Origin of the sequence: Streptomyces sp. NPDC001480, assembly GCF_042894725.1 — a bacterium.
Lineage (GTDB): Bacteria > Actinomycetota > Actinomycetes > Streptomycetales > Streptomycetaceae > Streptomyces.
The window spans coordinates 169,240-194,082 of record NZ_JBIAVX010000002.1; the positions used below are offsets into that span (position 1 = coordinate 169,240).

24 protein-coding genes and 1 pseudogene are annotated in these 24,843 nt (G+C 68.2%); 15 read left to right on the top strand and 10 right to left on the bottom strand.

Translation table 11 applies throughout. From position 1 onward, the window contains the following. The first annotated feature begins 4 nt into the window (after positions 1–4). Entirely contained in the window at positions 5–925 is a 921-nt protein-coding gene (locus tag ACFY01_RS04620; RefSeq protein WP_390734185.1) for an alpha/beta hydrolase, read from the top strand. A 35-nt stretch (positions 926–960) separates the two neighbouring features. Next, a complete protein-coding gene (locus ACFY01_RS04625; RefSeq protein ID WP_390734186.1) occupies positions 961–2,427 on the top strand; it encodes a class I adenylate-forming enzyme family protein in 1,467 nt (488 codons plus the stop codon). 229 nt (positions 2,428–2,656) lie between these two features. Here ACFY01_RS04625 and ACFY01_RS04630 read toward each other — a convergent pair whose 3' ends face one another. Next, a complete protein-coding gene (locus tag ACFY01_RS04630; protein ID WP_123103891.1) occupies positions 2,657–3,529 on the bottom strand; it encodes an alpha/beta fold hydrolase in 873 nt (290 codons plus the stop codon). 65 nt (positions 3,530–3,594) lie between these two features. Between ACFY01_RS04630 and ACFY01_RS04635 the strand changes: the two genes are divergently transcribed. After that, positions 3,595–4,200: a CGNR zinc finger domain-containing protein gene (locus ACFY01_RS04635; protein ID WP_390734187.1), complete on the top strand. Its 606-nt coding sequence runs from the start codon at positions 3,595–3,597 to the stop codon at positions 4,198–4,200. Positions 4,201–4,234: 34 nt separating this feature from the next. Here ACFY01_RS04635 and ACFY01_RS04640 read toward each other — a convergent pair whose 3' ends face one another. Then, entirely contained in the window at positions 4,235–4,708 is a 474-nt protein-coding gene (locus tag ACFY01_RS04640) for a winged helix-turn-helix transcriptional regulator (RefSeq protein ID WP_390734651.1), read from the bottom strand. Positions 4,709–4,846: 138 nt separating this feature from the next. Between ACFY01_RS04640 and ACFY01_RS04645 the strand changes: the two genes are divergently transcribed. Next, on the top strand, positions 4,847–5,860 hold the full coding sequence (locus tag ACFY01_RS04645; RefSeq protein ID WP_390734188.1) for an NADP-dependent oxidoreductase: 1,014 nt from the start codon (positions 4,847–4,849) through the stop codon (positions 5,858–5,860). Between the two features lie 361 nt (positions 5,861–6,221). Then, positions 6,222–7,355, top strand: a complete 1,134-nt coding sequence (locus ACFY01_RS04650; RefSeq protein WP_390734189.1) for an integrase — start codon at positions 6,222–6,224, stop codon at positions 7,353–7,355. Between the two features lie 653 nt (positions 7,356–8,008). Here ACFY01_RS04650 and ACFY01_RS04655 read toward each other — a convergent pair. Continuing rightward, entirely contained in the window at positions 8,009–8,848 is an 840-nt protein-coding gene (locus tag ACFY01_RS04655) for an alpha/beta fold hydrolase (protein WP_390734190.1), read from the bottom strand. 68 nt (positions 8,849–8,916) lie between these two features. On the opposite strand from ACFY01_RS04655, the gene ACFY01_RS04660 reads away from it, so the two are divergent. Further along, the gene (locus tag ACFY01_RS04660) at positions 8,917–9,588 is read left to right on the top strand and encodes a TetR/AcrR family transcriptional regulator (protein WP_390734191.1); all 672 of its coding nucleotides are present in this window, start codon (positions 8,917–8,919) and stop codon (positions 9,586–9,588) included. Positions 9,589–10,010: 422 nt separating this feature from the next. On the opposite strand, the gene ACFY01_RS04665 is transcribed toward ACFY01_RS04660, so the two are convergent. Then, positions 10,011–10,598 (bottom strand): TetR/AcrR family transcriptional regulator, encoded by a 588-nt coding sequence (locus tag ACFY01_RS04665; RefSeq protein ID WP_390734192.1) that lies wholly within the window; start codon positions 10,596–10,598, stop codon positions 10,011–10,013. Positions 10,599–10,766: 168 nt separating this feature from the next. On the opposite strand from ACFY01_RS04665, the gene ACFY01_RS04670 reads away from it, so the two are divergent. Together ACFY01_RS04670 and ACFY01_RS04675 are read left to right on the top strand one after the other, a co-directional pair. After that, the gene (locus ACFY01_RS04670; RefSeq protein WP_390734193.1) at positions 10,767–11,480 is read left to right on the top strand and encodes an SDR family oxidoreductase; all 714 of its coding nucleotides are present in this window, start codon (positions 10,767–10,769) and stop codon (positions 11,478–11,480) included. Between the two features lie 553 nt (positions 11,481–12,033). After that, positions 12,034–12,246: a hypothetical protein gene (locus tag ACFY01_RS04675; RefSeq protein WP_390734194.1), complete on the top strand. Its 213-nt coding sequence runs from the start codon at positions 12,034–12,036 to the stop codon at positions 12,244–12,246. Between the two features lie 237 nt (positions 12,247–12,483). On the opposite strand, the gene ACFY01_RS04680 is transcribed toward ACFY01_RS04675, so the two are convergent. The 3 genes from ACFY01_RS04680 to ACFY01_RS04690 all read right to left on the bottom strand — a co-directional run bounded on the left by ACFY01_RS04680 (position 12,484) and on the right by ACFY01_RS04690 (position 15,204). Then, positions 12,484–13,134: a hypothetical protein gene (locus ACFY01_RS04680; protein ID WP_390734195.1), complete on the bottom strand. Its 651-nt coding sequence runs from the start codon at positions 13,132–13,134 to the stop codon at positions 12,484–12,486. A gap of 141 nt (positions 13,135–13,275) precedes the next feature. Continuing rightward, the gene (locus tag ACFY01_RS04685) at positions 13,276–14,142 is read right to left on the bottom strand and encodes an alpha/beta fold hydrolase (protein WP_390734196.1); all 867 of its coding nucleotides are present in this window, start codon (positions 14,140–14,142) and stop codon (positions 13,276–13,278) included. Positions 14,143–14,208: 66 nt separating this feature from the next. Next, positions 14,209–15,204 (bottom strand): NADP-dependent oxidoreductase, encoded by a 996-nt coding sequence (locus ACFY01_RS04690; RefSeq protein ID WP_390734197.1) that lies wholly within the window; start codon positions 15,202–15,204, stop codon positions 14,209–14,211. A gap of 158 nt (positions 15,205–15,362) precedes the next feature. Here ACFY01_RS04690 and ACFY01_RS04695 point away from each other — a divergent pair, with 158 nt between their 5' ends. After that, positions 15,363–15,986 (top strand): TetR/AcrR family transcriptional regulator, encoded by a 624-nt coding sequence (locus ACFY01_RS04695; RefSeq protein ID WP_390734198.1) that lies wholly within the window; start codon positions 15,363–15,365, stop codon positions 15,984–15,986. A 204-nt stretch (positions 15,987–16,190) separates the two neighbouring features. Here ACFY01_RS04695 and ACFY01_RS04700 read toward each other — a convergent pair whose 3' ends face one another. Then, positions 16,191–16,526, bottom strand: coding sequence for an enoyl-CoA hydratase/isomerase family protein (locus ACFY01_RS04700; RefSeq protein WP_390734199.1), 336 nt, complete (start codon positions 16,524–16,526; stop codon positions 16,191–16,193). Positions 16,527–16,673: 147 nt separating this feature from the next. Here ACFY01_RS04700 and ACFY01_RS04705 point away from each other — a divergent pair, with 147 nt between their 5' ends. The 4 genes and pseudogenes from ACFY01_RS04705 to ACFY01_RS04720 all read left to right on the top strand — a co-directional run bounded on the left by ACFY01_RS04705 (position 16,674) and on the right by ACFY01_RS04720 (position 21,446). Next, positions 16,674–17,585, top strand: coding sequence for an alpha/beta hydrolase (locus ACFY01_RS04705; RefSeq protein ID WP_390734200.1), 912 nt, complete (start codon positions 16,674–16,676; stop codon positions 17,583–17,585). A 183-nt stretch (positions 17,586–17,768) separates the two neighbouring features. Continuing rightward, on the top strand, positions 17,769–19,658 hold the full coding sequence (locus ACFY01_RS04710; protein ID WP_390734201.1) for a propionyl-CoA synthetase: 1,890 nt from the start codon (positions 17,769–17,771) through the stop codon (positions 19,656–19,658). A gap of 55 nt (positions 19,659–19,713) precedes the next feature. Beyond that, a pseudogene (locus ACFY01_RS04715) lies at positions 19,714–20,133 on the top strand (ATP-binding protein); the annotation flags it as partial. Positions 20,134–20,378: 245 nt separating this feature from the next. Then, the gene (locus ACFY01_RS04720) at positions 20,379–21,446 is read left to right on the top strand and encodes an alkene reductase (protein ID WP_390734202.1); all 1,068 of its coding nucleotides are present in this window, start codon (positions 20,379–20,381) and stop codon (positions 21,444–21,446) included. Between the two features lie 202 nt (positions 21,447–21,648). Here the strand turns inward: ACFY01_RS04720 and ACFY01_RS04725 are convergent, their stop codons facing one another. Beyond that, on the bottom strand, positions 21,649–22,149 hold the full coding sequence (locus tag ACFY01_RS04725; RefSeq protein WP_390734203.1) for a PaaI family thioesterase: 501 nt from the start codon (positions 22,147–22,149) through the stop codon (positions 21,649–21,651). Between the two features lie 92 nt (positions 22,150–22,241). On the opposite strand from ACFY01_RS04725, the gene ACFY01_RS04730 reads away from it, so the two are divergent. Both ACFY01_RS04730 and ACFY01_RS04735 read left to right on the top strand, forming a co-directional pair. Further along, positions 22,242–22,709 (top strand): winged helix-turn-helix transcriptional regulator, encoded by a 468-nt coding sequence (locus ACFY01_RS04730; RefSeq protein WP_390734204.1) that lies wholly within the window; start codon positions 22,242–22,244, stop codon positions 22,707–22,709. Positions 22,710–22,827: 118 nt separating this feature from the next. Further along, complete coding sequence (locus tag ACFY01_RS04735) at positions 22,828–23,400, top strand: TetR/AcrR family transcriptional regulator (RefSeq protein ID WP_390734205.1); 573 nt, start codon at positions 22,828–22,830, stop codon at positions 23,398–23,400. 273 nt (positions 23,401–23,673) lie between these two features. Here ACFY01_RS04735 and ACFY01_RS04740 read toward each other — a convergent pair whose 3' ends face one another. Next, entirely contained in the window at positions 23,674–24,276 is a 603-nt protein-coding gene (locus tag ACFY01_RS04740; protein ID WP_390734652.1) for a TetR family transcriptional regulator, read from the bottom strand. Positions 24,277–24,843: the final 567 nt, after the last annotated feature.

The window sequence follows — 24,843 nt, forward strand, 5'->3', positions numbered from 1 at the left end:
GACGATGACCACTGCGCACTCCTTCACCCGCCACGACATCACCTTCCCCTCCGGCGACAGCACCTGTGCCGGATGGCTCTACCTCCCGACCGGCGTCACCTCCCCGCCCGTCGTCATCCTCGGGCACGGCCTCGGCGCCACCCGCGAGATGCGCCTGGACGCCTTCGCCGAGCGTTTCGCCCAGGCCGGCATCGCCGCCGTGGCCTTCACCTACCGGCACTTCGGCGACAGCGGCGGCCACCCGCGCCAGCTCCTGTCGATCAAGCGTCAGCTCGCCGACTGGGACGCCGCCATCGCCTACGTCAAGGCCCGCCCCGACGTCGACCGCTCCCGCGTCGCGGTGTGGGGCAGCTCCTTCGGCGGAGGCCACGCCATCACCGTCGCCTCTCGGCATCCCGAACTGCGCGCGGCCGTGTCCCAGTGCCCGTTCACCGATGGTCTCGCCTCCGCGCTCGCGCTCGGCCCGGTCGCCTCGCTCAGGATGACCCCCGTGGTCGCTCGGGACATGGCGGCCCGACTGCGCGGCAAGGCACCCGCGATGGTTCCCATCGCCTCCGCCCCCGGTTCGCCGGCCCTCATGAACGCTCCGGACGCCCTGCCCGGATATCAGGCGCTGCAACCGGTGGGGACGACGTTCCGCAACGAGGTGGCGGCACGGGTCATTCCGACCATCGCCACCTACCGGCCCGGGCGTGCGGCGAAGAAGGTCGCCATGCCGATCCTCTTCTGCGTCAGCAACACCGACTCCGTCACGCCTCCCGCCCAGACCCTCAGGTACGCGCGCACCGCACCCCGGGGAGAGATCAAGAGGTACGACGCCGGCCACTTCGACTTCTACACCGGCGAGACCTTCGAGGCCCTGGTCCGCGACCAGGTCGAGTTCCTCACCCGGCAGTTGCACCCCGCGCCGGCATCGACTCCTTGACCGGACCGCACAACACCGAGACAGGTACGCCCGCCATGAACTTCGCTTCACTGCCCGACCGCCGCGCCGCTCACGACCCCGATGGGGCAGCGGTCTCGGACGGGCGCCAGTCACTCACCAACGCTCAGTTGCTGGAACGCGTCCGTGCGGCAGCGCGTCAGCTCCAGGACCTCGGCATCGGTCCCGGCGATGTCGTGGCCCTCAAGCTGACGAACCGCATCGAGTTCGTGCTGCTGTTGTTCGCCGCCTGGCGGATCGGCGCCACCATCACGCCGGTCAACCCGAGCATGACCGACGTCGAGGTGGACCGACAGGTCAAGGACTCCGGTGCGCGTCTGCTGGTGGTCGAAGACCGCGAGGCGCCCGTCACGGACGGAACTGCCGTACTCGCCGTCGGCACACTGTACAAGGAAGGGGCGAGATCGGATCACGCACCGCATGTGGACTCGTCCGCGCTGGCTCTTCTCATTTACACCAGCGGCACCACCGGGATGCCCAAGGGCGTGATGCTGGACCACGCCAACATCGACGCCATGACGGAGATGGGCCGCCGGTCCCTGGACATCGGACCCGCCGACCGGTGCCTGCTGATCCTGCCGCTCTTCCACGTCAACGGCATCGTGGTCAGCATTCTCACGCCTCTTCTCGCGGGGGCGAGCGTCGTCATCGCGGGCCGCCGGTTCGACCCACACAGCTTCTTCGACCTCGTCGAGCAGGAGCGCCCCACCTTCTTCAGCGCCGTGCCGACTATCTACGGCATGCTCGCTGCGCTCCCGGACGACGTGCGGCCCGACACATCGTCGCTGAGGTTCGGAGTCTGTGGCGCCGCACCTGCCTCCGCCGAGCTGCTGAACCGGTTCGAAGTCCGGTACGGGTTCCCTCTTGTCGAGGGGTACGGCCTGTCCGAAGGAACCTGCGGGTCCACCGTCAACCCCGTCGCGGGCCCGCGACGTGCCGGCACCGTGGGACTTCCCTTCCCCGGCCAGGACATTCGGATCGTCGACGCCGAAGGTACCGAGGTAGGGCCGGGCACGGACGGTGAGGTCCTCGTGAAGGGCCCCAACGTCATGCGTGGCTATCTCGGCCGCCCTGAGGAAACGGCCAGAGTCATCGTCGATGGCTGGTTGCACACGGGCGATGTGGGTCACCTCGACGCCGAGGGCTACCTGACCCTGGTCGGGCGCTCGAAGGACATGATCATCCGTGGTGGGGAGAACATCTACCCCAAGGAAATCGAGGACGTCCTCACAGGCGACCCGTCGGTGCTCGAAGCCGCCGTGATCGGCGTGCCCGACGAGAAGTGGGGAGAGGTGGTCGTGGCCTACATACAGCCGCGACCAGGCATGACCGTCGATCTGACGGTGCTGCGGGAGCTCTGTGCGCGCAGCCTCACCGGCTTCAAGCGTCCGACCGACTTCTTCGTGGTGGAGGCCATAGCGAAGAACGCGGTCGGGAAGATCGACAAAGTCTCCTTGCGCGCTGCCCACGTCGCGGCTTCCTGAGATTCACCGCGCGCCGAACCTGGATGCCCAGGCAGCGTCTATCCGACAGCGCGGCCGCGGGGGGCGCTTCGGCGGGTGACCCGGTCTCGGCCAGGATCTGACTGAGTGGCGGCCCAACCGGAGGCAACTGGGCCGCCCCTCGGTCCGGGAGGCTGCTCAGACGACTTGCCCCGGCCGGCCAGTGAGACTGTGGACCCGCAGGGGCGCCGCTCTCGTCACGGTGGCAGGGTCACCGACTCGCCTCGTCGGCCAGGAACGACCGCAAATGGCCCAGCAGCGCCTCCGGTTGCTCTTCCGGGATGAAGTGGCCGCACTCCGGGATTTCTGCTCCGGTGACGTCGTCCGCGTAGGCGCGCCAGATCTCCAGCGTCGGCAGGCGGGAGGGCAGCCCTGCGGAACCCCAGAGCGCCAGTACCGGCATGGTGAGGCGGCGGCCCTCGGCGGCGTCGATGTCGTCGAGGGCGACGTCCTGCTCCATGGCGCGGTAGTCGTCGAAACTCGCGCGCATGGCACCCGGGCGGGAGAAGGCGCGGACATATCCGTCGACCGCTTCGGGTGTCAGCCCGTGCCGGTTGTAGGTCCACCGCTCGAAGAAGTACTCGAGATACCCGCGTATGTCGTGCCCCACGAGCCGCTCGGGAAGGTCGGGCTGCATCTGGAACAGCCAGTGCCAGTACCCGGAGGCGAGCGAGGCGTCCAGCCGGCGGAACATCTCCCGGGTCGGCACGATGTCGAGCACAGCCAGCCGTTCCACCTGCTCGGGGCGGTCCAGCGCCCAGCGGTGCCCCACCCGGGCGCCCCGGTCGTGACCCACGACGGCAGTCGTCTCGAAGCCGAGTGCTTCGACGAGGCCCGCCATGTCGGCGGCCATCCGCCGCTTGTCGTATCCGGTCGAGGGCTTGTCGCTCAGGCCGTAGCCACGCAGGTCGGGTGCCACAACTGTGTGGTCGGCGGCAAGATCCGCCAGCACCGGCTGCCAGCAGTCGGAGGTCTGCGGCCAGCCGTGGAGCAGGACGAGCAGAGGACCGGATCCCGCTCGGAGGTAGTGCAGGCGGACCCCGTCCACCTGCGTCACGCCTGTGGTCACAGTGGGCTGTCCCATGGATGCGCCTCCCGGGCACAAACTAACCCTCTTAGGGGGTTAAACCTAACGTGCACAATGAAGGCGTGGCAACGGACGACACGTGGATCTGGGACGGCGGGCGGGTCTGTCTGGACTTCACCAACACCCTCCGCCACCGGTGGCGACCCACGCCGGGGGAGACGCTCCGGAACCCGGGCGATCTCACCCTCTGGCTTCAGCGGGCCGGACTGCTCACACCGGGCATCCCGGATCGCGGGGATGCCGCCGTCCTGGCATCGGGCCGACGGCTGCGCGAGGCGGTCGACCGGGCCGTACTCGCGGTCTCCGACGGACGGCTACCCTCCTCCAGCGACGTCGTGCTGCTCAACGAATCGGCAGCGGAGGCGCCCCGGCCCGCGCCGCAAATCGCCATCAAAGGCGGCCACTTGGAGCCCGCCAGCACCACGACCATGGCACCTGATCCCGCTACCGCGCTGGCACTGATCGCGCAGGACGCCGTAAACCTGCTCCTGTCGACCGAGATCCGGCGCGTACGCGTGTGCGGCGCGGACACGTGCGCCCTGCGCTTCCTGGACCGCTCCCCCGCCCACAACCGCCGCTGGTGCTCGATGTCCCGCTGCGGCAACCGCACCAAAGTCCGCCTCCACCAGGCCCGAGCCAGACGGAGTGAGCGCACCCCGGCGGACTGAGCCCACCCGGACTCCTGCCGCCACCGCGCTCAGCTCACTCCGCGGGCCTCAGACGAAATGCGGGGCCGGGGACACTCTCGATGTCCTTCGCCTGCACGACGTGGCCGCGTTCGCAGCGGATCTGGGCATCGACGTGCGCACCGCATCCGCGGTGTCGCGTCAGTACGGCCGGGCCCTCCGGGTCGGCGCGGTAGCGGTCACCCCACTGCAGGAGTCCCATCACGGCCGGGACCAGGTCCACGCCCTTGGGTGTGATCACGTACTTCGGCCGACTCCGCGAACCCGGCTCCTTGTAGGTCTCGGTGGCCAGGATCCCTTCCTCGACGAGCATCCGGAGCCGGGCAGCGAGAAGGTTGCGGGGGCAGCCGAGGACCCGTTCGAAGTCACTGAAGCGGGACGAGCCGTACCAGACCTCGCGCAGGATGAGGATCGTCCACTTCTCCCCCACGACCTCGAGGGTCCGGGCGATCGAGCAGTTCGACATGTCCCGGTCGAGTCGGGTGTCCATGCCGGCGTCCTGAAGAGCTTCGGTCTTCGCATCCATGGGGTGATTCTAACCCGACATGAGTTTACTTTTCTATACTCAGCAAGTAGCGTCATGACCACACGCAGGCGACCGAGAAGATCACATGGAAAGGCGGCCGGCATGAAGGCATTCGTCGTCGAGAAGTACGGCAAGGACGGCGTGCGCGCCGCCGAGATACCCGAGCCTAGCGTCGGTGACCGCGATGTTCTGGTCAGGGTGAGCGCCGCGAGCATCAACCCGCTGGACAAGATGGTCCGCAACGGGGAGTTCAAGCAGCTGTTGAAGTACAAGCCTCCGTTCGTGCTCGGTCATGACGTGGCCGGCGTCGTGACGCGGGTCGGCTCCGCCGTGCGCGGCCTCGAGGTCGGCGACGAGGTCTACGCCCGTCCGCGCGACCTGCGGATCGGAGGCTTCGCGGAGTACATCGCGATCGACATGGACGACGTCGCGCCCAAGCCGGCCTCGCTCACCCCGCAGGAGGCGGCCGCGGTGCCGCTGGTGGCCCTGGCCGCCTGGCAGGTCCTCGTAGACCAGGCCCATGTGAAGCCGGGTCAGAAGGTGCTCGTCCACGCCGGTGCCGGCGGTCTCGGATCGACGGTCATCCAGCTCGCCAAACACCTCGGCGCCACGGTGGCGACGACCGCGAGCACTGATTCCGAGAAGCTGGTCCGAAGCCTCGGCGCCGACGTCGTCGTCGACTACAAAAAGGAGGACTTCTCCAAGGTGCTGTCCGGCTACGACCTGGTGCTGGACGCCGTGGGCGGGGCGAACCTGGAGAAGTCGCTGACCGTGCTGAAGCCCGGCGGCCTGGCTGTCAGCGTCGTGGGCCCGCCGGACGCCGGGTTCGCCAGGCAGCTCGGCGCTCCCTCCTTCCTCGGGCTGGTCATGAACGTGCTCAGTCGCAAGATCCGCAAGCAGGCGAAGGCCCTGGGCGTTCGCTACCAGTTCTTCTTCATGCAGGCCAATGGCTCCCAGTTGCGCGAGCTCGGCGCCCTCTACGACAGCGGGAAGCTCCGCCCGGTCATCGACAGCACCTTCCCGTTCGATCAGACGCTCGAGGCGATGGCGTACGTCGAGCAAGGCCGCACCAAGGCCGGCAAGGTCGTGGTCTCGATGACGCCCGAGCGCAACTGAGATCAGGCCGGCCACACCGCGTCCTCCTGGCACGATCACGCGGGGCCGACGACGCGACGGCAAGGGCGAGAGACGCTCGCCGCGTCGGGCGGAACGACATCGACGGCTCGCGTGTCTCGACGCTCATGACGGACACGGGAGTTGTCCAACGGCGCCCTCTGCTCCGAACTCGAGTCCGAGAGCTGCCGGCGGCCGCGGCAGTCTGCGGAGCCCCGTGCCCCGCGTGCCTTGTTGTCGCGTGCCTTTGGTTACGCGCTGTTGAGCTGTCCACGGACTATCGTCCAGCGTCATGTCGATCACCGGTTGGTGAGCGCATTTCACCCGTCGAGACCTGGCGTGGCCGCGCGAAAAGACCCCGTTCATGCGGGAGTTCAACTCCCTGTTCGCCGATCTCGGTGAGGGGTTGGACGATCTGGGGGTGCCCGAGGGGCAGCCGTTCCTGATCAGCCCGGCGGGCGGGTACGACGTGGCGCTGAACCGGTATTTCTCGGTGTGGCTGGCGTCTTCGCCGTGGAACACCCAGGCCGCCCATGCCCAGGATCTGCGCACGTACTTCGACTTCCTGTGGTTCGCGCGAGGCAGGCGTGACTGGCGTGATGCGTCCATGGACGACCGGGCGGCGTACGAGTGGTGGCGGCGTCGTGATGAGCGTGGACCTCGTTTGGAAGACACGAGCGGGGACCGGGAGGTGTCCACTGTCAACCAGTTCTACCTGTGGGCGATCGAGCAGAACCTCGTCAGGGCCAATCCCATCCGTCAGCGCGCGGCTTCGGTGCGGTCGCCGTGGCGGGGCGGGGCTGGCGGCACGATGGTGCGGCAAGTGCCAGCCGAGACGTCGCACATGGGGCCACGACGCGAGGTGAAGTGGCTGCCACCGAAGTCGTATCGGCTTCGGCGCAATGTCGGGCTGTGCGGCTTCGACTCGAAGGAGACGCCAAGGCGCGGGTTCCGTGGGAGGTGGGCGGCGCGGAACGCGGCGTACGCGGATTCGATGGTCCGTACGGGGCTGCGGTTGTGCGAGCACTCGGCGCTGACGGTGTTCCATCTGCCGGAGCTGCCGCCTGCAGCGTCAGGGATCGTCAACGCGCGAGCGGTGCTGCCGCACGCGATTTCAAAGGGGAGGTCGGGCCGGGCGGTGTACTGGCCAGTGCCAGTGCTGCGAGATGTGCGCGACTACATGGAGTGGGACCGGGCCGAGATGCTCGACTATGGGCGCTCGCGCGGCTTCTACATCCCGACGCGCCGGTCGCTGCTGGTGGAGGACCCGGCCGCGCCCCGGGTGCGGGTGGGTGGCCGGTGGGTGCCGGTGGCCCGCCTGGATGCGGAGGAGCGGCGCCGGCTGCTGGTGACGACGGCCGATGGCAGGTGGGAGCCGGCGATGGTGTGGCTGAACCAGTGGGGCCTGCCGATGACGATGTCCAGGTGGAAGCAGGTCCCGATGATCAAGGAATCACCGGCTGGACAGCGGACGAGATCCAGACCGGCGCTGCGCTGACGACCGAGCTCGGGCAGTTCGGCGCCGGCGGTCGGGCCCTGTACGACCCTCGTCTCGGCGAGCGGAGCCTCTGGGACTGGTCCGGCGACTCTCCCTGCCGCCCACGGGCCGACTCGCCCAGCAGACCGGCCCGAGGCACGCCGGAAGGAGCGGCGTCGCCCACGTCGTCACGGCCGGCAGCGAGGACGTCGAGTGGCTCTACCCGGACACCACGATCGAGCGGATCGCCGCCCAGTGGCTGGAACTCAGGCGCTCTTCGTCGTGGTCACCGACGGCGCGGCCGACGCCCACGTCTTCCACGCCCGTGCGGCACGTATCAGCCGTCCCGGCCGGAAGGTCGCGGCGGTGGACACCGTCGGAGCGGGCACGGCAGCCGGGCGATGGCGCACCCCGCCTCGATCACGCAGGATGCGCCTACCTCAGCCAGCCGCCCCGGCAGGCCGGGGTCCGGCCTGCCGGATTCTCGCGCAGCTGGTCAAGCCGGCGAAATCGGCGCCGCTCCGTTGGTCCGGACTGTCTTCCGTTTCGACCACGGGGGCGTAGAGGACTGCATGGCCTGGGAAGGTGTGCGTGTCGCATTCCGGGGATCCGGTGAGCCTGCGGCCCGTCATCACGGACCAGGCGTCAGCGACTGCACCGAAGCCCCGCAGGCGTTACTCGTCGAGGAACTGAATGGCGTGCTTCAGGAACCGCTCGGGATACTGGAACTGCGCTCCATGCCCGGCATCGGGGTAGATCAGCAGCTGAGCGTTGGGGATGTTCTGGGCGAGGTGCCAGGAGTTGATCGAGGCGATCATCACGTCGTTCTCGCCGTTGAGGACCAGCGTCGGCTGGGTGATCGCGTTCAGGTGGGCGTAGGGGTTCTCGCCCGGCAGCGGTTCCGCGTAGGCGATGGTCGCTTCGAACTGCGCCTGTGCGACCGCAGGCGAGCTCGGCGGGTCCTGGTCGGCCCGCTGGTGGCGGCGCTCCCAGAAGGCCTTGCCCGCTTGCTTCGCGGCTTCCGAGCGGCCGAAGAACAGGAAGAGGAAGTCCTCCAGGGTGGGAACCGGGTTCAGGGCGTACTGAGGCACCTGGGGGTCACTTGTCGGGTCCCCGCCTCGGAGGCCGGTGCCGAGCAGGAGGAGCTTGCGCACCAGCTGGGGATGGCGCAGCGTGACCTCCTGCGCCTGGAAACCGCCGAGCGAAAAGCCGAGCAGGTCGACCTGCTCCAGCCCCAGCGCCCGGATGACCGCGGCGATGTCGTCGGCCATGTCCTCGATCCGGTTACGCGGCGTGCCCGATGACGAGGCGACGCCGCGGCCGTTGAACAGGATGACCTCACGGCCTTCGGCCAGGCCGTCGGTGAGCAGCGGGTCCCAGTTGTCCATCCCTCCGCGGAAGTGCTGGACCAGGAAGATCGGGACGCCCGAGGGCTTGCCCCAGCGCCGGTAGGCGAACCGGTCGCCGTCAACCTCGATGTACTGAGTCGGTGCGGTCACATGCGTGTCACTCATGACCTGAGCCTTTCTGAAGGGGGTGAGCAATACGATGACGATCATAATCTAAAAAGTCAACCTCTTTGATGCCGATCGACATCTATGTATGCTGGACCGTCGAGCGTCGACCGACGAAGGGACGGCTGGACATGCGGGTCACCAAGGCACAGGCAGAGCAGAACCGTGCCCACATCGTCGCGACAGCCTCCAGGCTGTTCCGGGAGCGCGGCTATGACGGTGTCGGCGTGGCAGAACTGATGGCAGCCGCCGGGTTCACCCATGGCGGGTTCTACAAGCACTTCCGCTCCAAGGCCGACCTGATGGCCGAAGCGTCCGCAAGCGGGCTCTCGCAGACCATGGCACGGACAGAAGGTCTGGACCCCGCCGAGTTCGTCGAGCGCTACGTCTCGCGGGAGCATCGCGACGGGCGCGGCGACGGCTGCACCATCGCGGCCCTCGGCGGCGACGCCGCACGTCAGCCGGCGGACATCAGAACAGAGTTCGCAGCCGGGATCGAGAATCTGCTGACGGCCCTTCAGTCCCAAAGCGATACGCCGGGGGACACGGACCAGCGCGCGGCCCGCATGATGGTGATCGACATGCTCGCCCATTCAGTCGGAGCGGTCATGTTGTCGCGAGCATGCCCGGACGATTCCCCGCTGGCGGACGAAATCCTCTATGTCTGCCGCAAGGAGATTCTCGCGTCACTGGCACAGGGCAACAGCGACCAGCCGGCGGCAAGGAGTCCAGAAACCTGATCGCAGCCGACCGACGCAAGCCCAGCTCAATACCATGAGCAGCACGAGGCTGGCTCCCAGTCGCCTCAGTACGAACACCGGCAGGACCACCCGCCGCCCTTTCGGGCGATCTTCTTCAACGCGCGGTCCAGGCGCGGGGCGCGGGCGGCCAGCAGGCCCACGACCTCGCGCACCCACCGGGCACGGTGGTGCGGTGCACCCCGTTCCCGCCGACCAGATCGCCGGGCCGCTGGTCACGGCGCAGCACCGCCTCCGGAATCCCAGCAGCACGAGGTGAAGGTAGCCCTTCGGCCGGCCGCCCCACCCGTCCAGTCATGCGGGCATGAGCAGCAACGGCCGGATGACCTGTCATTTGGGGATTCGGCCATGCCGCAGCCGAGGACTGCCCGGATCGTCACCTGCGCCTGAGGCTGGGCCACGCTTCAGCGAGGCAGGAGGACTTCGACCTGCCGCCGGATGTCCTGCACGAGCTCCTCGACGCTCATGGCGATGTTCATGCTCGCCGCCAAACTGAGGAACGCCACGGCGGACACGATGTGTGCAAGCGTCGCGGCGTCGCCTTCCGTGACCCGCTCGTCCCGGCGCAGCGCGGCGGCGACGGCCTCCTCGGTCTGCGCGACGATCGCGAGTGCCGCGCCGTGCCGGGGCTCCTCGGGGTCGCCGAAGACCATCTCTCGCAGGTAGGTACGTCCGTTGTCGATCTGGGTGCGGTTGCACTCCACGATCGGCCGGACGATCGCCGTCACCGCGTCCAGCACGCCCGGGACGGCCTCGGCGCCCGCCCGGCCCTGCTCGAGCGCCTCGGCGTACTTGGCGTTCTGCACGAGCAGGAGGAGTTCGCCCTTGGTCTTGGCGTAAAGGAACAGGGTCCCGGTGCCGATGTCGGCCTTGTCGGCGATCTGCTGGGTCGTCACCTCATCGACGCCGTGTTCGGCGAACAACTCACTGGCGGCAGCGACGATGCGGTCGAGTTTCTCCTGCTTGTTCCGCTCGCGCCGTCCGACAGGCATGGCCGTGTTCCTCCAGGAATAGATTCTGACTGAAGTCAGTTACGATTGTACTCAATGCCAAGTGGGCTCGAATGTGGCTCCGCTCATTCTCCCATCGCGGGGCGACGTGTCGTTGCTCCATCCTGCAGAGCCACCCACTTCACATCCCCTCGGAACGAAGGAACACCCATGCCCTCCCTCGATGGAGCAGTCGTCCTCGTCACCGGCGCCAATGGCGGTATCGGCACCCACTTCGTCCACGAGGCCCTGGCTCGCGGCGCCGCCAAGGTCTACGCCACCGCCCGTACCCCCCGCGCCTGGGACGACGAACGCATCGTCCCCCTGACCCTTGACGTCACCGACCACGCGTCGATCGACGCGGCCGTCTCCGCCGCGGCGGACGTCACCGTGCTCGTCAACAACGCGGGCGCCACCCCGCCGAGCGCGAGCCTGCTGGACGTCACCGAGGCGGACATCCGGGCGAACATGGAGACGAACTTTTTCGGGCCGGTCTTCCTCGCCCGCGCCTTCGCACCGGTCCTCGCCGCCAAGAAGGGGTCAGTCCTCATCGGCGTGCACTCCGTTGCCAGCTGGTATGCCTTCGGCGGCGCCTACAGCGCGTCCAAGGCCGCGCTGTGGTCGGCCACCAACTCGCTGCGCATCGAGTTCGCACCCATGGGCGTCCACGTGACGGGTGTGCACATGGGCTACGTCGACACCGGTATGGCCGCGCACGCCGACGGACCCAAGATGCTGCCGACGCAGCTGGTGACGACGGTCTACGACGCCGTCGAGGCCGGAGAATACGAGGTCCTGGCCGACGAGTTGACCCAGGGGGTCAAGGCTGCTCTGAGCGGCCCGGTCGAGGCGCTCTACCCGGACCTGCGCGGCACGAACGCCTGAGCTTGTCCTTCGGTCCCGATGTGATCTCCTGACGTCGGGACCCTGTGATCCATGGCGTTCTTGGCTGGCCGGTGTCGAGAAGGGGTGCACCGTCGCGGCCGTCGAGCGGCGGATGACATCGGCGGTCGATCCGGCAGCAGCCCGGTCAGAAGCGGGGCACCATCGTGGTGACAGACCATCGCGGCTGTCGGGCCACGGGCTCAGGCGGTGCCAGGCACCGCGAGGTCGGCCCGGTCTGTGTCGGTGAAGCTCGGTCAGGCCATGCTCGGCCCGCACTCGTCCGCGCACCAACCGGTGCAGTTCGTCCAGCGACCGCCAGGGCACTGCCCCGAACGCCACCCGCAGCAGTGTCGGCGGGTACAGGCTGCGCCACTGGGTGGTGAGTCCTGGCCAATCGGCCTGCGCCGCGACGCGGGCGCCGACGCACCCGAATTCGCCCGCGATGCTGATGCGCCGGTTGACCACGGTGCCGACGACGTCGGAAATCAGGTGGGCCCTGCGGCAAAAGAGGACGGACGCGGCATCGGCTGCGTCCGTCCCCGGTTTCTGATGGGTGTCAGCGTTGCTGGTTGGCGATGCCGATGTGGTGCCCGAGACGGTACTCGAAGTCGATGCCGGCCTGTTCGACGACGGCCTGCGTGCCTGCGGCCCGGGTGAGGAAACCGGGGAGGGTGAGGGAGTGGCTGAACTCACCGTACGCGGCGACCAGGTCCGCGTCCGGGGGCAGGGATGCCCGGTTGATCTGGGCTTTGGCCGAGGCGAGTGAGGTGCGGTCGAAGGAGGCGAGCCGGGCGGCGACGGTGCCGACGAAGGCGTCGAGTTCGCTGTCGGGGAGGGCGCGGGTGACCCAGCCCCAGCGCCGACGGGGGCGCGAGGAGGGCCGGGAAGCCGGGGCGGATGGATCTGCCGAGCAGATCCGGCGGTCCCGTTTCCCGTCTGCGCGCTGCTCACTCCTCGTAGTGCGGGAGGATCTCGCCGTTTGTGACGTAGGTGAGGGCGGCGGTTACGTCGTAGGCGTGGATCGCGGAGACCTGCGTTGCCAGCCGGTCGGACAGGTCCTCGATCGCGTTGCCGGTGAAGAAGGCGTCCCGTGCTGCGGTGTCGGTGAACCCGAGGCTGACCGAGGCGTGGAAGTGCTGGTCGTGGGGTTGTCGTGGGCGACGTCCGGGGTGTCCCAGAGCTTTTCGATCCAGGGCAGGAACGTCTGCGTGCGCAGTTCGTTCAGCACTCCGGTGCCGGCGAGCGCGGGGGCGAGCTGCTCGTTGACGAACTTCCGGAAGGCGCCGGCGCCGACCCCGTCTCTGCGGCGAAGGTGGATCAGCGCGCGGGCACCGACCGTCCGTCCGGGGCCTGCGACGTCGTACCACCGAGAGGAGTTCGGCGGGCCGGCGTAGAGCAGGGTGCGGCGGAACACGTTGATCGCGTCGGCGTAGGCCAGCTTCGTCTGCTTGCGCCCTTTCAGGGGTGCAAGCACCGATTGGAAGGTGACTTCCGCGACGCCGTCGATCTTCCGGTCGGCGGGAATCGCGGTCTGGACCCCGTCGGTGGCCGGCCACCGGCCCAGGTTGTGCTCGGCGAGGTGGATCTGCCGGTACTCCTCCAGGCCCGGGGTGGCGGAGATGATCCCTGAATGCGGGCCCTTCCAGTGGTCCATGCCGGTCTAGCGGGGCTGGTCGGTGCGCACCCACAGCAGGATCGAGGAGGTGAGAGGCTTCTTCACTTCAAGGGGTGCGACGGCTAGTGACGTGCTCATGATTTCCCTTGTCTTCTTGGCCAGGCGCTGGTCAGGCGCTGGTCATCGGGCCAGGAACTCGACCGCCACGGGGGCGAACTCCTGGTGGTGCTGGAAGATGCCGCCGTGCCCGGAGTCGGGGTAGATGATCAGCTTGCTGTCCTTGATGCGCCGGTGCAGGTCCTCCGACAGGACCGACGGCACCATGCGGTCGTTGTCGCCGTTGGCGATCAGGGTGGGCTGCGTGATCGACGACAGGTCGTCAGGGGCGGAGCGCCCCCACTTCTTGATCGCCTTCAGCTGCGTCTGGAACGCCTTGACCTTGATGTCGGCGTCGCGGTCGACGGTGCGCTCCTTGAGCCGGTTGACGAACGCGCGCCCGGCGGCCTTGCCGGTGGCATTGCGGTTGAAGAACAGGAACTCCTTGGGGTCCGAACGGGTCAACGTGGCGCGCAGGATGTCCCAGTAGGTGGTTCTGGCGACCTTGTCCATGTCCTTGCCGCCCTTGGGCCCGGTGCCGGTGAGGACCAGCTTGCGGACGAGCTCGGGGTGCTTGACCACCAGGGCCTGGGCGACCATGCCGCCCAGGGAGAAGGAGAAGACGTCGATCTTGTCGTATCCGAGCGCCTTGATGAAGGTGTAGGCGTCGTCGGCCATCGCCTCGACACTGTCCGGCACCTGACCGGTGGACGCCCCGACACCGCGGTTGTCGAAGGCGATGACGTGACGGCCCTTCGCGATGGGATCGATGATGCGGGGGTCCCAGTTGTCCAGGGTCGCGGCGAGGTGGACGAAGAAGACGACGGGGATGCCGCCCTTCGGGCCCAGCTCGCGATAGGCGTAGGTGACGCCGCCGGCGCTGACGGTGCGGGCCGGGGCCTTCGCGTAGGAGGTGATGACGGCTTCGTTCGGGGTGTCGGTGCTGCTCATGACGGATTCTCCTTGCGTGTTCTGTGTCGCTGTGTGTTTCGTGTCGCCCGTCGCGGTTGCGGCGGGTCAGCTGTTGCCGATGACGGCCTTGCCGCGGATGCCGCCCTGGGACAGGGACTGCAGCGCCTGCGGGGTCTGGTCGAAGCCGACCACCTTTCCCACGACCGGACGCACCACGCCCTGGTCGATGAGGGTGGTGATCTGGCGGAGCTGATCGCCGCTGGCGCGCATGAGCATGAACTCATACGTCACGCCGAGCTTCTTCGCCTGCTTGCGGATCTTGCGGCTCAGGACGGCGACCCCCAGGCGCAGCAGCGGGTTCAGGCCGGCCTCGCGAGCGAACGCGGGTTCCGGGGGACCGGCGATCCCGATGGCCTTGCCGCCGGGCTTGAGCACCCGCAGGGACTTCTCGAGAGTCTCCCCACCGAGGCTGTCCAACACCAGGTCGTAGCCGCTCAGGAGCTGCTCGAAGTCCTGGGTGCGGTAATCGATCACCGTGTCCGCGCCGAGCGCGCGCACGAAGTCCGCGTTGGGACCGCTGGCGGTCGTGGCCACGCTCGCCCCGAGGTGTGCGGCGAGCTGGATCGCGATCGAACCGACCCCGCCGGCGCCGGCATGAATGAGAACCTTCTGCCCGGGCCGCACCTTCCCGCGCTCCACCAGCGCCTGCCACACCGTGAGCGCCACCAGCGGCAGCGAGCCGGCCTCTTCCATGCTGATCGAGGCGGGCTTGAGCGCCAGGTCGTCCTCCGCGACGGCGATGCGCTCGGCGAACGTGCCGATGCGGTCCTGGGCGGGCCGGGCGTAGACCTCGTCTCCGGGCTTGAAGCCGCGAACCGCCGTCCCGACGCGGATTACGGTGCCCGCGACGTCGTTGCCCAGGATCATTGGCAGCTTGTAGGGCAGGATCTGCTTGAACTCACCGGCGCGGATCTTCTCGTCCAGCGGGTTCAGCCCGGCGGCCTCCACCCGCACCAGCACGTCGTGCTCACCGACGGTGGGCTCGGGGACTTCCGCCTCCTGCAGCGGCTCCTTGTACTTGGTGACGACGAACGCTCTCATGGGGCGCCACTCCTACTATTTGCCCTATTTATCCAGGTTTGAGAATGGATCGGTGAACCCGGCGCGACATCCGGGGACCTCGCAACCTCGCCCCACTCGACTAATCCGAGTACACTCAACTATGAGTCTACTCAGAATTATTGTCAAGGGAGGTCCCCATGGGAAGCGGTCACATGCCGATCGGGCGCCGCGAGCTGGCCAAACAGGCCAAGCGCGAGCGCATCATGACCGCCGCCCGCGAGCTGTTCGTCGAACACGGCGTCGACAGGGTCACGACGCAGCAGGTCGCCCGCCGGGCCGATGTCGCGATCGGGACGCTCTATCTGTACGCGTCCACGAAGGCCGAGTTGCTGATCATGGTGCAGAACGAGAAGTTCGCCGCCGCCGTCGATTCCGGCCTCGCCGCCGCGAACGCCGCCGTCGGACAGGGAGCGCTGGAGCCGGTCATCGCTCTCATCCGCCCCGTGGTGCAGTGCGTGAGGGAGCACATCGAGAACGGCCGCACATACCTGCGCGAACTCGTCTTCGGTGACCCGGCCGAGCCCTACCGGCAAGCGGGTCTGACCCTTACCGGCCGCCTCGAGGACGGCATCACCGGCCTGCTCACCCGCAACGAGTACATCGGCGCCGCCGACGCGGCAACGCTGGCGCGGGTGATCACCGCGATCATTCACATCAGCACCACAGCCACCGTGCGCCTGCACCGCAGCGACGAAGCCGTGCTCGCCGACATCCGCGACCAGATCCACGCCACCCTGGCGCCGCACATCCGCGCCGCATGACCGCTCGCTCCGCCAGCCGACCATCTCCCCGGAACGGAGGTACTTCGTGAGCACGCACTACGGCGTCGTCACCATCGGCGCCGGAACCACGGGCACGTCACCGCGATCCGCGCCGCGCAATTCGGCAAGAACATCCTGTCCGGCAGTGCGGACACCGGACAGCCGCAAATCCTGTCCATAACCCTGCACACCCGGTCAAGTGCGTTACAGCCGATCGAACCACGCGCTGATTTCGGCAAGCTCCGCCTCACCCCGGTCAGCCCTGAGGACCTGCTCACGGCGCAAATGCTCAGGCCAGCAGCGTCTGTCCGCCCTACGCCTCACGTTCCCAGGTGGACTGCGGTCCTTGTCGGCCAAGGCCACTCGGACGCCCTCCAGGAAGTCCGGCGTGCGGATGGTCGTGCGCGTGAGAGTGAGTTCGGCGTCAAGGCACTCGTGCAACGTCTGCTGCCTGCCCCGGGCCAGCAGGGCGCGAGTGATCTCCAAGCTCTGCGGCGAGGCGGAGAGCGCGTCGAAGCCGGTGTCGGGGGTCGCCCGCACAGCGCCGCCGCGCCTCCGCAACCAGAGGTGATCCCGATCCCTTCTGAGTTTACTTTTCTATACTCAGCCAGAAGTGTCAGGACCCGCACATCAACCTGGCTGCACGCGGGACGTGGGCGTGGCAGCAACCTGCGAAGGAGCACCACCATGGGAGCAAGCCCAGAAGCACACGAGTTCGCGGAGTTCCTGGCGAGCGTGAGCGCGAAGTCGTCGACACCCGGCCTCGACCTGGCCGTCATCCGCGACATCGTCGACTCCAACCACAAGGCGTCGACCGAGCCGGAAGGCGTCACGTACGCCGAGGTGGACGCGGGCGGCGTCCCCGCCCTCTGGGCCATCCCCGAGGGAGCCGATCCCGACCGGGCTCTGCTCCACTTCCACTTCGGCGGGTCGGTCACCGCCTCGATGCACTCGGACCGCAAGGCTGCGGGCCATATCGCGAAGGCGGCGGGAGCCCGCTCACTCGTCGTGGACTTCCGCCTGGCGCCCGAACACCCGTACCCGGCGCAGCTCGACGACGCCGAGACGGCGTACCGGTGGCTGCTCTCGCAGGGCTACGAGCCGCGGAACATCGGCAGCACGGGCCATTCAATCGGCGGCACCCTCGCGGTGATGCTCCCGCTGCGCCTGCTCGCGCAGGGGGAGGCGACCCCGGGCGCGATCGTCAGCGTCTCGCCGTGGACCGACCTCACCCTGCAGAACGCGTCGGTGGACGAGAACGAAGACAACGACAAGATGCTCAGCAGGAACACTCTTGAGCTCTTCCGTGGAGCCTGGCTCCAAGAGCCCGGAGTGGACTTCGCCGATCCGAAGATCAGCCTCGTGAACGCCGATCTGACCGGCCTGCCTCCCACGATCGTCCTCTACGGCGAGTACGAGACCCTCGCCGACGACGGCGCCCAACTAAGCCGTCGCCTCAAGGACTTCAAGGTCACCTCCGAGGTCCACCCGCTGCCCGAGGGACAGCACTCGTTCGTCCTGGGCGCGGGGCGCGTACCCGAGGTGGACGAGGCGATCCAGCAGATGGGTCAGTGGCTCCGCAAGCACCTCGGCGCGTGAGCTGAAGCCACACCGGGCGGAGCGGCCTTTCGGCCGGACCGCCGCACCACCGCGATGCCGGTGACCGGTCCGCCGGTCGTCGGCATCCTGCTCGACCATATAGGCCGGCATGCGGTACTTGTGTCCGACACCGTTCCGCAAGCAGCCCCGCCACCGTCCCTTGATGCCACAAAGGAGTGCGCGATGGGAACGTACGAAAATGTCTTCCGCTCGAGTACCGAGGATCCGGAGAACTTCTGGCTGAAGGCGGCGGAGGGCATCGACTGGGATGTCGCCCCACGACGCGCCCTGGACTCCTCGGGCGCCCCCTTCTACCGCTGGTTTCCCGACGGTCGGCTCAACGTCTGTTTCAACGCGGCCGACCGGCACGTCGAGGCCGGCCGCGGTGAACAGACTGCGCTCATCTATGACTCACCCGTGACCGACACCCGGCGCACCTACACCTATGCCCAGCTGAGGGACGAGGTGGCGGCTTTCGCGGGAGCACTCGCGCGGCTCGGTGTCGGGCACGTCGACCGTGTGGTGATCTACATGCCGATGGTCCCCGAGGCCGTTGTCGCGATGCTGGCCTGCGCACGTATCGGCGCGGTGCACTCGGTCGTCTTCGGCGGGTTCGCCCCGCGCGAACTCGCGCTGCGCATCGATGACGCGGCCCCCAAGGTGGTCGTCTCCGCCTCGTGCGGCATCGAGGGCAAGCGTGTCATCGCGTACAAGCCCCTGCTCGACGAGGCGATCGAGCTCGCGGCCCACAAGCCGGAGAAGAGCGTGATCCTGCAACGCCCGCAGGAGACAGCTGAGTTGGGGCCTCACGATCTCGACTGGGCCGACCTGGTGGCTGCCGCGCCGCTGGCCGACTGTGTTCCCGTCCCCGCAACCGACCCCCTCTACATCCTCTACACCTCCGGAACCACCGGAAAGCCCAAGGGAGTCGTGCGTGACTGCGGCGGCTACGCGGTCGCCCTCCACTGGTCGATGGGGGCCGTCTACGACGTGGGCCCGGGCGAGACGATGTTCACCGGCTCCGATGTCGGCTGGGTCGTCGGGCACTCGTACATCGTCTACGCGCCATTGCTGGTCGGTGCGACGACGGTGCTGTACGAGGGCAAGCCGGTGGGCACCCCGGACGCGGGCCAGTTCTGGCGCCTTGCCGCCGAGTACGGGGTCAGGACCATGTTCACGGCACCCACCGCGTTCCGGGCGATCAGGAAGGAGGACCCGCAGGGAACGCTCACCGCGGGCTACGACCTGACCAGCCTGCGCCACCTCTTCCTCGCCGGCGAGCGCCTCGATCCCGAGACCTACCACTGGGCGAGCGATCTGCTGGGCATCCCGGTGATCGACCACTGGTGGCAGACCGAGACCGGCTGGCCCATCGTCGCCAACCCGGTGGGCATCGAGGCGGCTCCCCTCAAGCCCGGGTCTCCCACCCGTCCGCTGCCGGGATGGGACGTCCGGGTCCTCGACGCTTCGGGCGAGCCGGTGCCCGCAGGCGTCGACGGCGCGATCGTCGTGCGGCTCCCGCTGCCGCCCGGCGCGCTGCCCACGCTCTGGCAGGACGACGACCGGTACGTCGCCTCCTACCTCTCCGCCTACACCGGCTACTACCTGACCGGCGACAGCGGTCACATCGACGACGACGACTACGTCTTCGTCATGGGCCGCACCGATGACATCATCAACGTCGCCGGACACCGCCTGTCCACCGGCAGCATGGAAGAGGCCCTGGCCGCCCGTCCCGACGTCGCCGAATGCGCTGTAATCGGCGTCGCCGACGCCCTGAAGGGGCAGGTACCGCGCGGCTTCGTCGTCCTGAAAGCCGACGTCGACCGCGAACCGGGCCAGGTCGAGGCCGAACTCGTCCAGCTCGTGCGCGAGCGCATCGGCGCCGTCGCCTCCCTCAAGGACGTCACGGTAGTAGCCGCCCTGCCCAAGACCCGCTCGGGAAAGATCCTCCGCAAGACGATGCGCGGCATCGCCGACGGACACGACGAGGCCATCCCCTCCACAGTGGACGACCCTGGCGTCATCGAGGTCCTGCGCCCTGTTCTCCGCCGCGCCGGTCACACCCCGTGATCGACTGTCGCCTTCCCTGGCTTGCGGTGGGCGGGCGCGCCCGGCGGGCTGTCCCACCGGAGCCTTTGACGCCGATCATGTCGCGACCTGGGGTCTCCCCAGCGACCCGGCTGTCGTCTCCACGGCCCGCGTCCAGGCATCCGATCAACTGACCGCCTGCGGGCTGGAAGAACTGGCCTTCACCACCGAACTCGTGGTCAGCGAACTGGTGACGACCGCCATCCGCTACGGCAAGAGCCCCATCAAACTGCGGATGATCCTTCAGTCCGCCCTGACGTGCGAAGTCTCCGACGCCAGCAGCACCGCCCCGCACCTGCGCCGCGCCCGAGTCTTCGACGAGGGCGGCCGGGGCCTGCTCCTCGTCGCCCAGCTCACCGAACACTGGGGCACACGGCACAACCGCGAGGGCAAGGTCATCTGGGCGGAGCAGGCGATTCCAGCTTCCGCTGCAGAACATCCATCCGCTCTGGCGTGAGGTTCTTGCGCGAGCTGCGCCGCGCAGCTTCGTGCCCCATGCCGGGGCCCACTTGCCACAGCCCACCCGACCGCATAGCATTACGATCGTAATTTTATAGGCCACGGTGCCGACTCCGACTCGGCCGGCGGGCGCAGGGCGAATGAGTCTTCGGACCCGGAAGCAGAAGAGCCCGGTGTCCACGTCCACGCGGTGTCCGCCCCCGCCCCTTTCGAAACCATCACCCATCACCTGAGGAATCCCCCATGCTCAACACCTTGTGGAACCCGACCGTCGTCGGAGAGATCTCCCTGCCGCACCGGCTGGCCATGGCCCCCCTGACCCGCAGCAGGGCCACCCCGGACGGCGTGCCGACCGAGCTGAACGCCGAGTACTACGCCCAGCGCGCCTCGCACGCGCTCATCATCACCGAGGGCACCCAGCCCTCCGCCGACGGCCAGGGCTACCCGGTGACCCCGGGTATCTACACCGAGGAGCACATCGCCGGCTGGCGCAAGGTCACCGACGCCGTACACAAGGCCGGCGGACGCATCGTCATCCAGCTGATGCACGCCGGGCGCATCTCCCACCCGGACAACACCCCCCACCACCGGCAGCCGGTGGCACCCTCCGCGATCAAGCCGGCCGGCCAGACGTTCACCCCGTCCGGGCTCCAGGAGATGCCGGAGCCGCGCGCACTGTCCACCGAGGAGGTCGCCGCGACGGTCGACGACTTCCGGCGCGCCGCCGCGGCCGCCATCGCGGCCGGCGCCGACGGCGTCGAGATCCACGGGGCCAACGGCTACCTGGTCAACCAGTTCCTCTTCCCCAGCGCCAACCAGCGCACGGATCAGTACGGGGGCTCCCTCGACAACCGCATCCGTTTCGCGGTGGAGGTCGCCACGGCCGTGGCCGACGAGATCGGCGCCGGCCGCACCGGCATCCGGATCTCTCCCGGCAACCCCTTCAAGCTCAACGACCTCGCGGAGAGCGACCCGCACGAGCTCTACCCGCACCTCCTGCGCGCCCTCGCCCCCCTCAACCTCGCCTACCTGCACATCGGCCACGGCGGCGACGAGGAACTCCTCATCACCCTCCGCAAGTTGTGGCCGACCACGCTGATCCTCAACCGGGCCGGTGCCGACATCGCCACCCGCGCCAAGGACGTCGAGGATGGTCTGGCCGACGTCGTCACCGTCGGCACCATGGCCCTCGCCAATCCCGACCTCGTCGAGCGCGTACGCTCCGGCGCCCCCCTGAACACCCCCGACCCCGCCACCTTCTACGGCGGCGGTGCGGCCGGCTACACCGACTACCCCACCCACGCCGCCTGACGAAGAGCAGCCCGGCGCCCGAGGCAACCACCATTTTCGGGCGCCTCGACACAGCTGCGGCGCACGGAGGCCGGCGACCCGAGGAGTTACGGGCCGCGACCGACGTGCGCCGCAGCGGTTTCACCTCACACCCCGGTGTTCTGCGCCGAGATCGAGGGAGTCCGGCGTCACGGCCCAGACCGATACCGGTCGCCGTCGAGGCTCACCCCTGCGAGGGAGGCACCGGGAAGAGCATGCAGCTACTGGTGGCATGGGCTAGCAGACGGTCCGCGCCGTCGACCAACTGCGCCTGGGCCAGGGCGGTTTGACGGCCCTTGCTGACCACCGTACCGATGGCGCGTACCGTGCCCGTGTCCACGGTGATCCGTCGCAGGAACTTCACCGTGAGGTCGAGCGAGGTGTACGCAACGCCCTGCGGAAGGGTCGACTGGACTGCGCAACCAGCCGCCGAGTCGAGCAGGGTGGCGAAGATGCCGCCGTGCACGCTGCCGATCGGGTTGTAGTGCTCCTCACCCGGTGTCAGGGAGAAGACCGCCCTGCCGGGCTCCACCTCGCTCAGAGCGAAGTCGATGGAGTAGTTGATGGGCGGCCCCGGCAGTCGCCCCGCCTGCAACTCACGCAGGAAGTCGATGCCGGCCATGCGTCCGGCGGCTTCCGCCAGGATCGCGGGATCTTCCCATTGATACGTACGCGTTCGTCCCACGACCGGGCACCTTCCATCTGACTTTTGAAAACGAAGCTAGCTTTCCGCTCACCTGACTGTCAATGACGAAGCCAGAACCTTACGATGGCGGGATGGAGTGGCTTGAGGCGAGCACGGAGAACTGCCCCGTCCAGCGCACGCTCGACGTGGTCGGAGAGAAATGGACGTTGCTGATCCTGCGTGACGCCGTCAACGGAGTCCGCCGCTTCGACGACTTCCACCGCCACATCGGCCTGTCCGAAGCCGTCCTCAGCGACCGCCTCCGGAAGCTGATCGCGACCGGCATCCTGAAGACCGTCCCCTACCAGGAGCCGGGCAGCCGCTCCCGCAACGAGTACCGCCTGACCCGCAAGGGCTGGGATCTGTGGCCTGTCCTGATGGCGCTGAGCCAGTGGGGCGAGGCGTACGCCCTCGGCCCCGAGGGGCCCGTACTGGACATCCGTCACACCGACTGCGACGCCCCGGTCCGCGTCGTCGTCGAGTGTTCCGCGGAGCACTCCACTCTTACCGCCGCGGAAGTCACCGCCCGACTCGGACCCGGTGCCCGCATCCGGTCGTGAGCACGCCGGTCATGCGGACGCCGGACATGGGCACACCGGTCATGATATTACGCTCGTCAGGCCATGGATTACCCTTGAGTGCAAAGCATCGACCTTACGGAGCGAACGGAGGAAGCTCGTGGTGCGCTACGCCAAGGAGCACAAGCAGGTGACGCGGCGGCGCATCATCGAGAAGGCCGGCCACCGGTTCAAGCAGGACGGCATCGACGGCTCGGGCATCTCCACGCTGATGGCGGACGCGGGGCTCACCAACGGAGCCTTCTACGCCCACTTCGCGTCGAAGGACGACCTCGTCGCCCATGTCGTGGCCGAGGAACTGCACACGCAGGTCGCGAGGTACGGCACCCTGCGACCCGGCCGCCCGGGACTCGAGGACCTCATTCGCGAGTACCTGTCCCCCGAGCACCGGGACCACCCCGGCCTCGGATGCCCCTCCGCCGCCCTTCTCGACGAGATCGGCCGCTGCGAGGACGGGACCAGGCAGGCCTACAGCGACGGCGTGCGGGCCATCCTCGAGGAGATCTCCGCCCGCCTGATACCCGAGGACCCGCGGTCCGCTCAGGCCAAGGCCATCGGGCTGTTCACCATGCTGGTGGGGACGATGCAGCTGTCCCGCGCCCTGTCCGACCAGAAGCGCGCCGACGAGGTCCTTGAGCTGGGGATCGAGAACGCTCTCGCGTTCATGGGGTGAGGCGGAAGGCGAGGTCGCGTCAGTGAACGGGTGCCTCGAGCCGCTCACCCAAAGGGCGCCACGCCCCTGAGGCACCACCCTCGGCCCAGACTACGACCGCACGCACGCCTTTTACCGCTCGAGGAACTCGAGAGCCGTCTTTACGAACTGCCCGTGGAACTGGAAGATGCCGCCATGGCCGGCGTCGGGGTAGAGGACCAACTCGCCGTTCGGCACTCGCCGCGCAGGTCGACCGAGTTCTGGGTCGGAACCATCCAAGGGGGTGCGGGTGTGTCACATCGCGGGGCTGGAGTGCCCATGCTCCACGCCCAACAGGGCGAAGGCGTTGTGGATGCCCTGTTCGAGCAGCTCGTCGGCAAGCTGCCGGTCGGTGAGGGCTCGGGAGAGCTGGAGTGTCCCGGCCATCATGGCGTAGGCGCCGAGCGACTTGGTGCGGACCGAGAGGGGATCGTCGGGTGCCAGGCGGGCGGCGATGCCGTCGATGACCATCAGTACGCCGTCGGTATAAGCCTGCTTTGTCGGATCTGTGCAGCGCCGGATTTCGTCGAGCAGGGCGGCGGAGGGGCAGCCGTCGCCGGAGCTGTCGCGATGCTGGGCGGACAGGTACCAGCGCACGATCTGCTCAAGTCCTGCGCGACCGGGTGCCGCCTGCGCGACGATGCTCGCGTTCTGCGCCTGCAATTGGTCGGCGACCGCGGTGGCCACGAGGTCGTCTTTCGACGTGAAATGGGTGTAGAAGGCGCCGTTGGTCAGCCCCGCGTCCGTCATGAGGGTTGAGATGCCCGAGCCGTCGATGCCGTCCCGTTTGAACCGGCGTCCGGCCGCCTCGATGATCCGCTGCCGGGTCGCCTGCTTGTGCTCTTTCCCGTAGCGCACCGAGCGCTCCTTTGCTCGTCTGAGGGGCTGCTTGCTCTTGGCGGGCACCCTCGTCACATTGTATGCCGATCATACTTCAATAGATTCGAGGCTCCAGTGGCGGCCCGTTCGGCGGCGAGGCGCCGTGCTGGGTGGCGCGGCACTCCTTCGCTCAGGGGTGTTCATTGCGCGTCGTGGAGTGCGGTCGACTGCGAGGGCTCGCTTGCGATCGATCGCCTCCGTGCACAGTATTATGAATGTAATTCAATGACCCTCGGTCAGCGCCGCCTCAGTTCTCGGCGAGGCGGATGCCGGGGTGATCAGAACGAGTCGGCTGACATGGGTCGGTACCCGCCACTGTGTGACCTGGCCGACAGTGCCGGTGCAGTGCATCGGGCGCCGGCGAAGAGAACTCCGTCCCTTGCGGCCCATCGGCCCGCCATTTAGCATCACGATCATAATGTCAAGGGCTACGGCGTCCGTCCCCCAGGGAAACCTGGGATGCCCAGGAATCCCGCGATGCACATCACCCCCGTCCGCTTGCGGACGAGATACGGAGACGATGATGAGGGCCCTCACGGTAGAGCG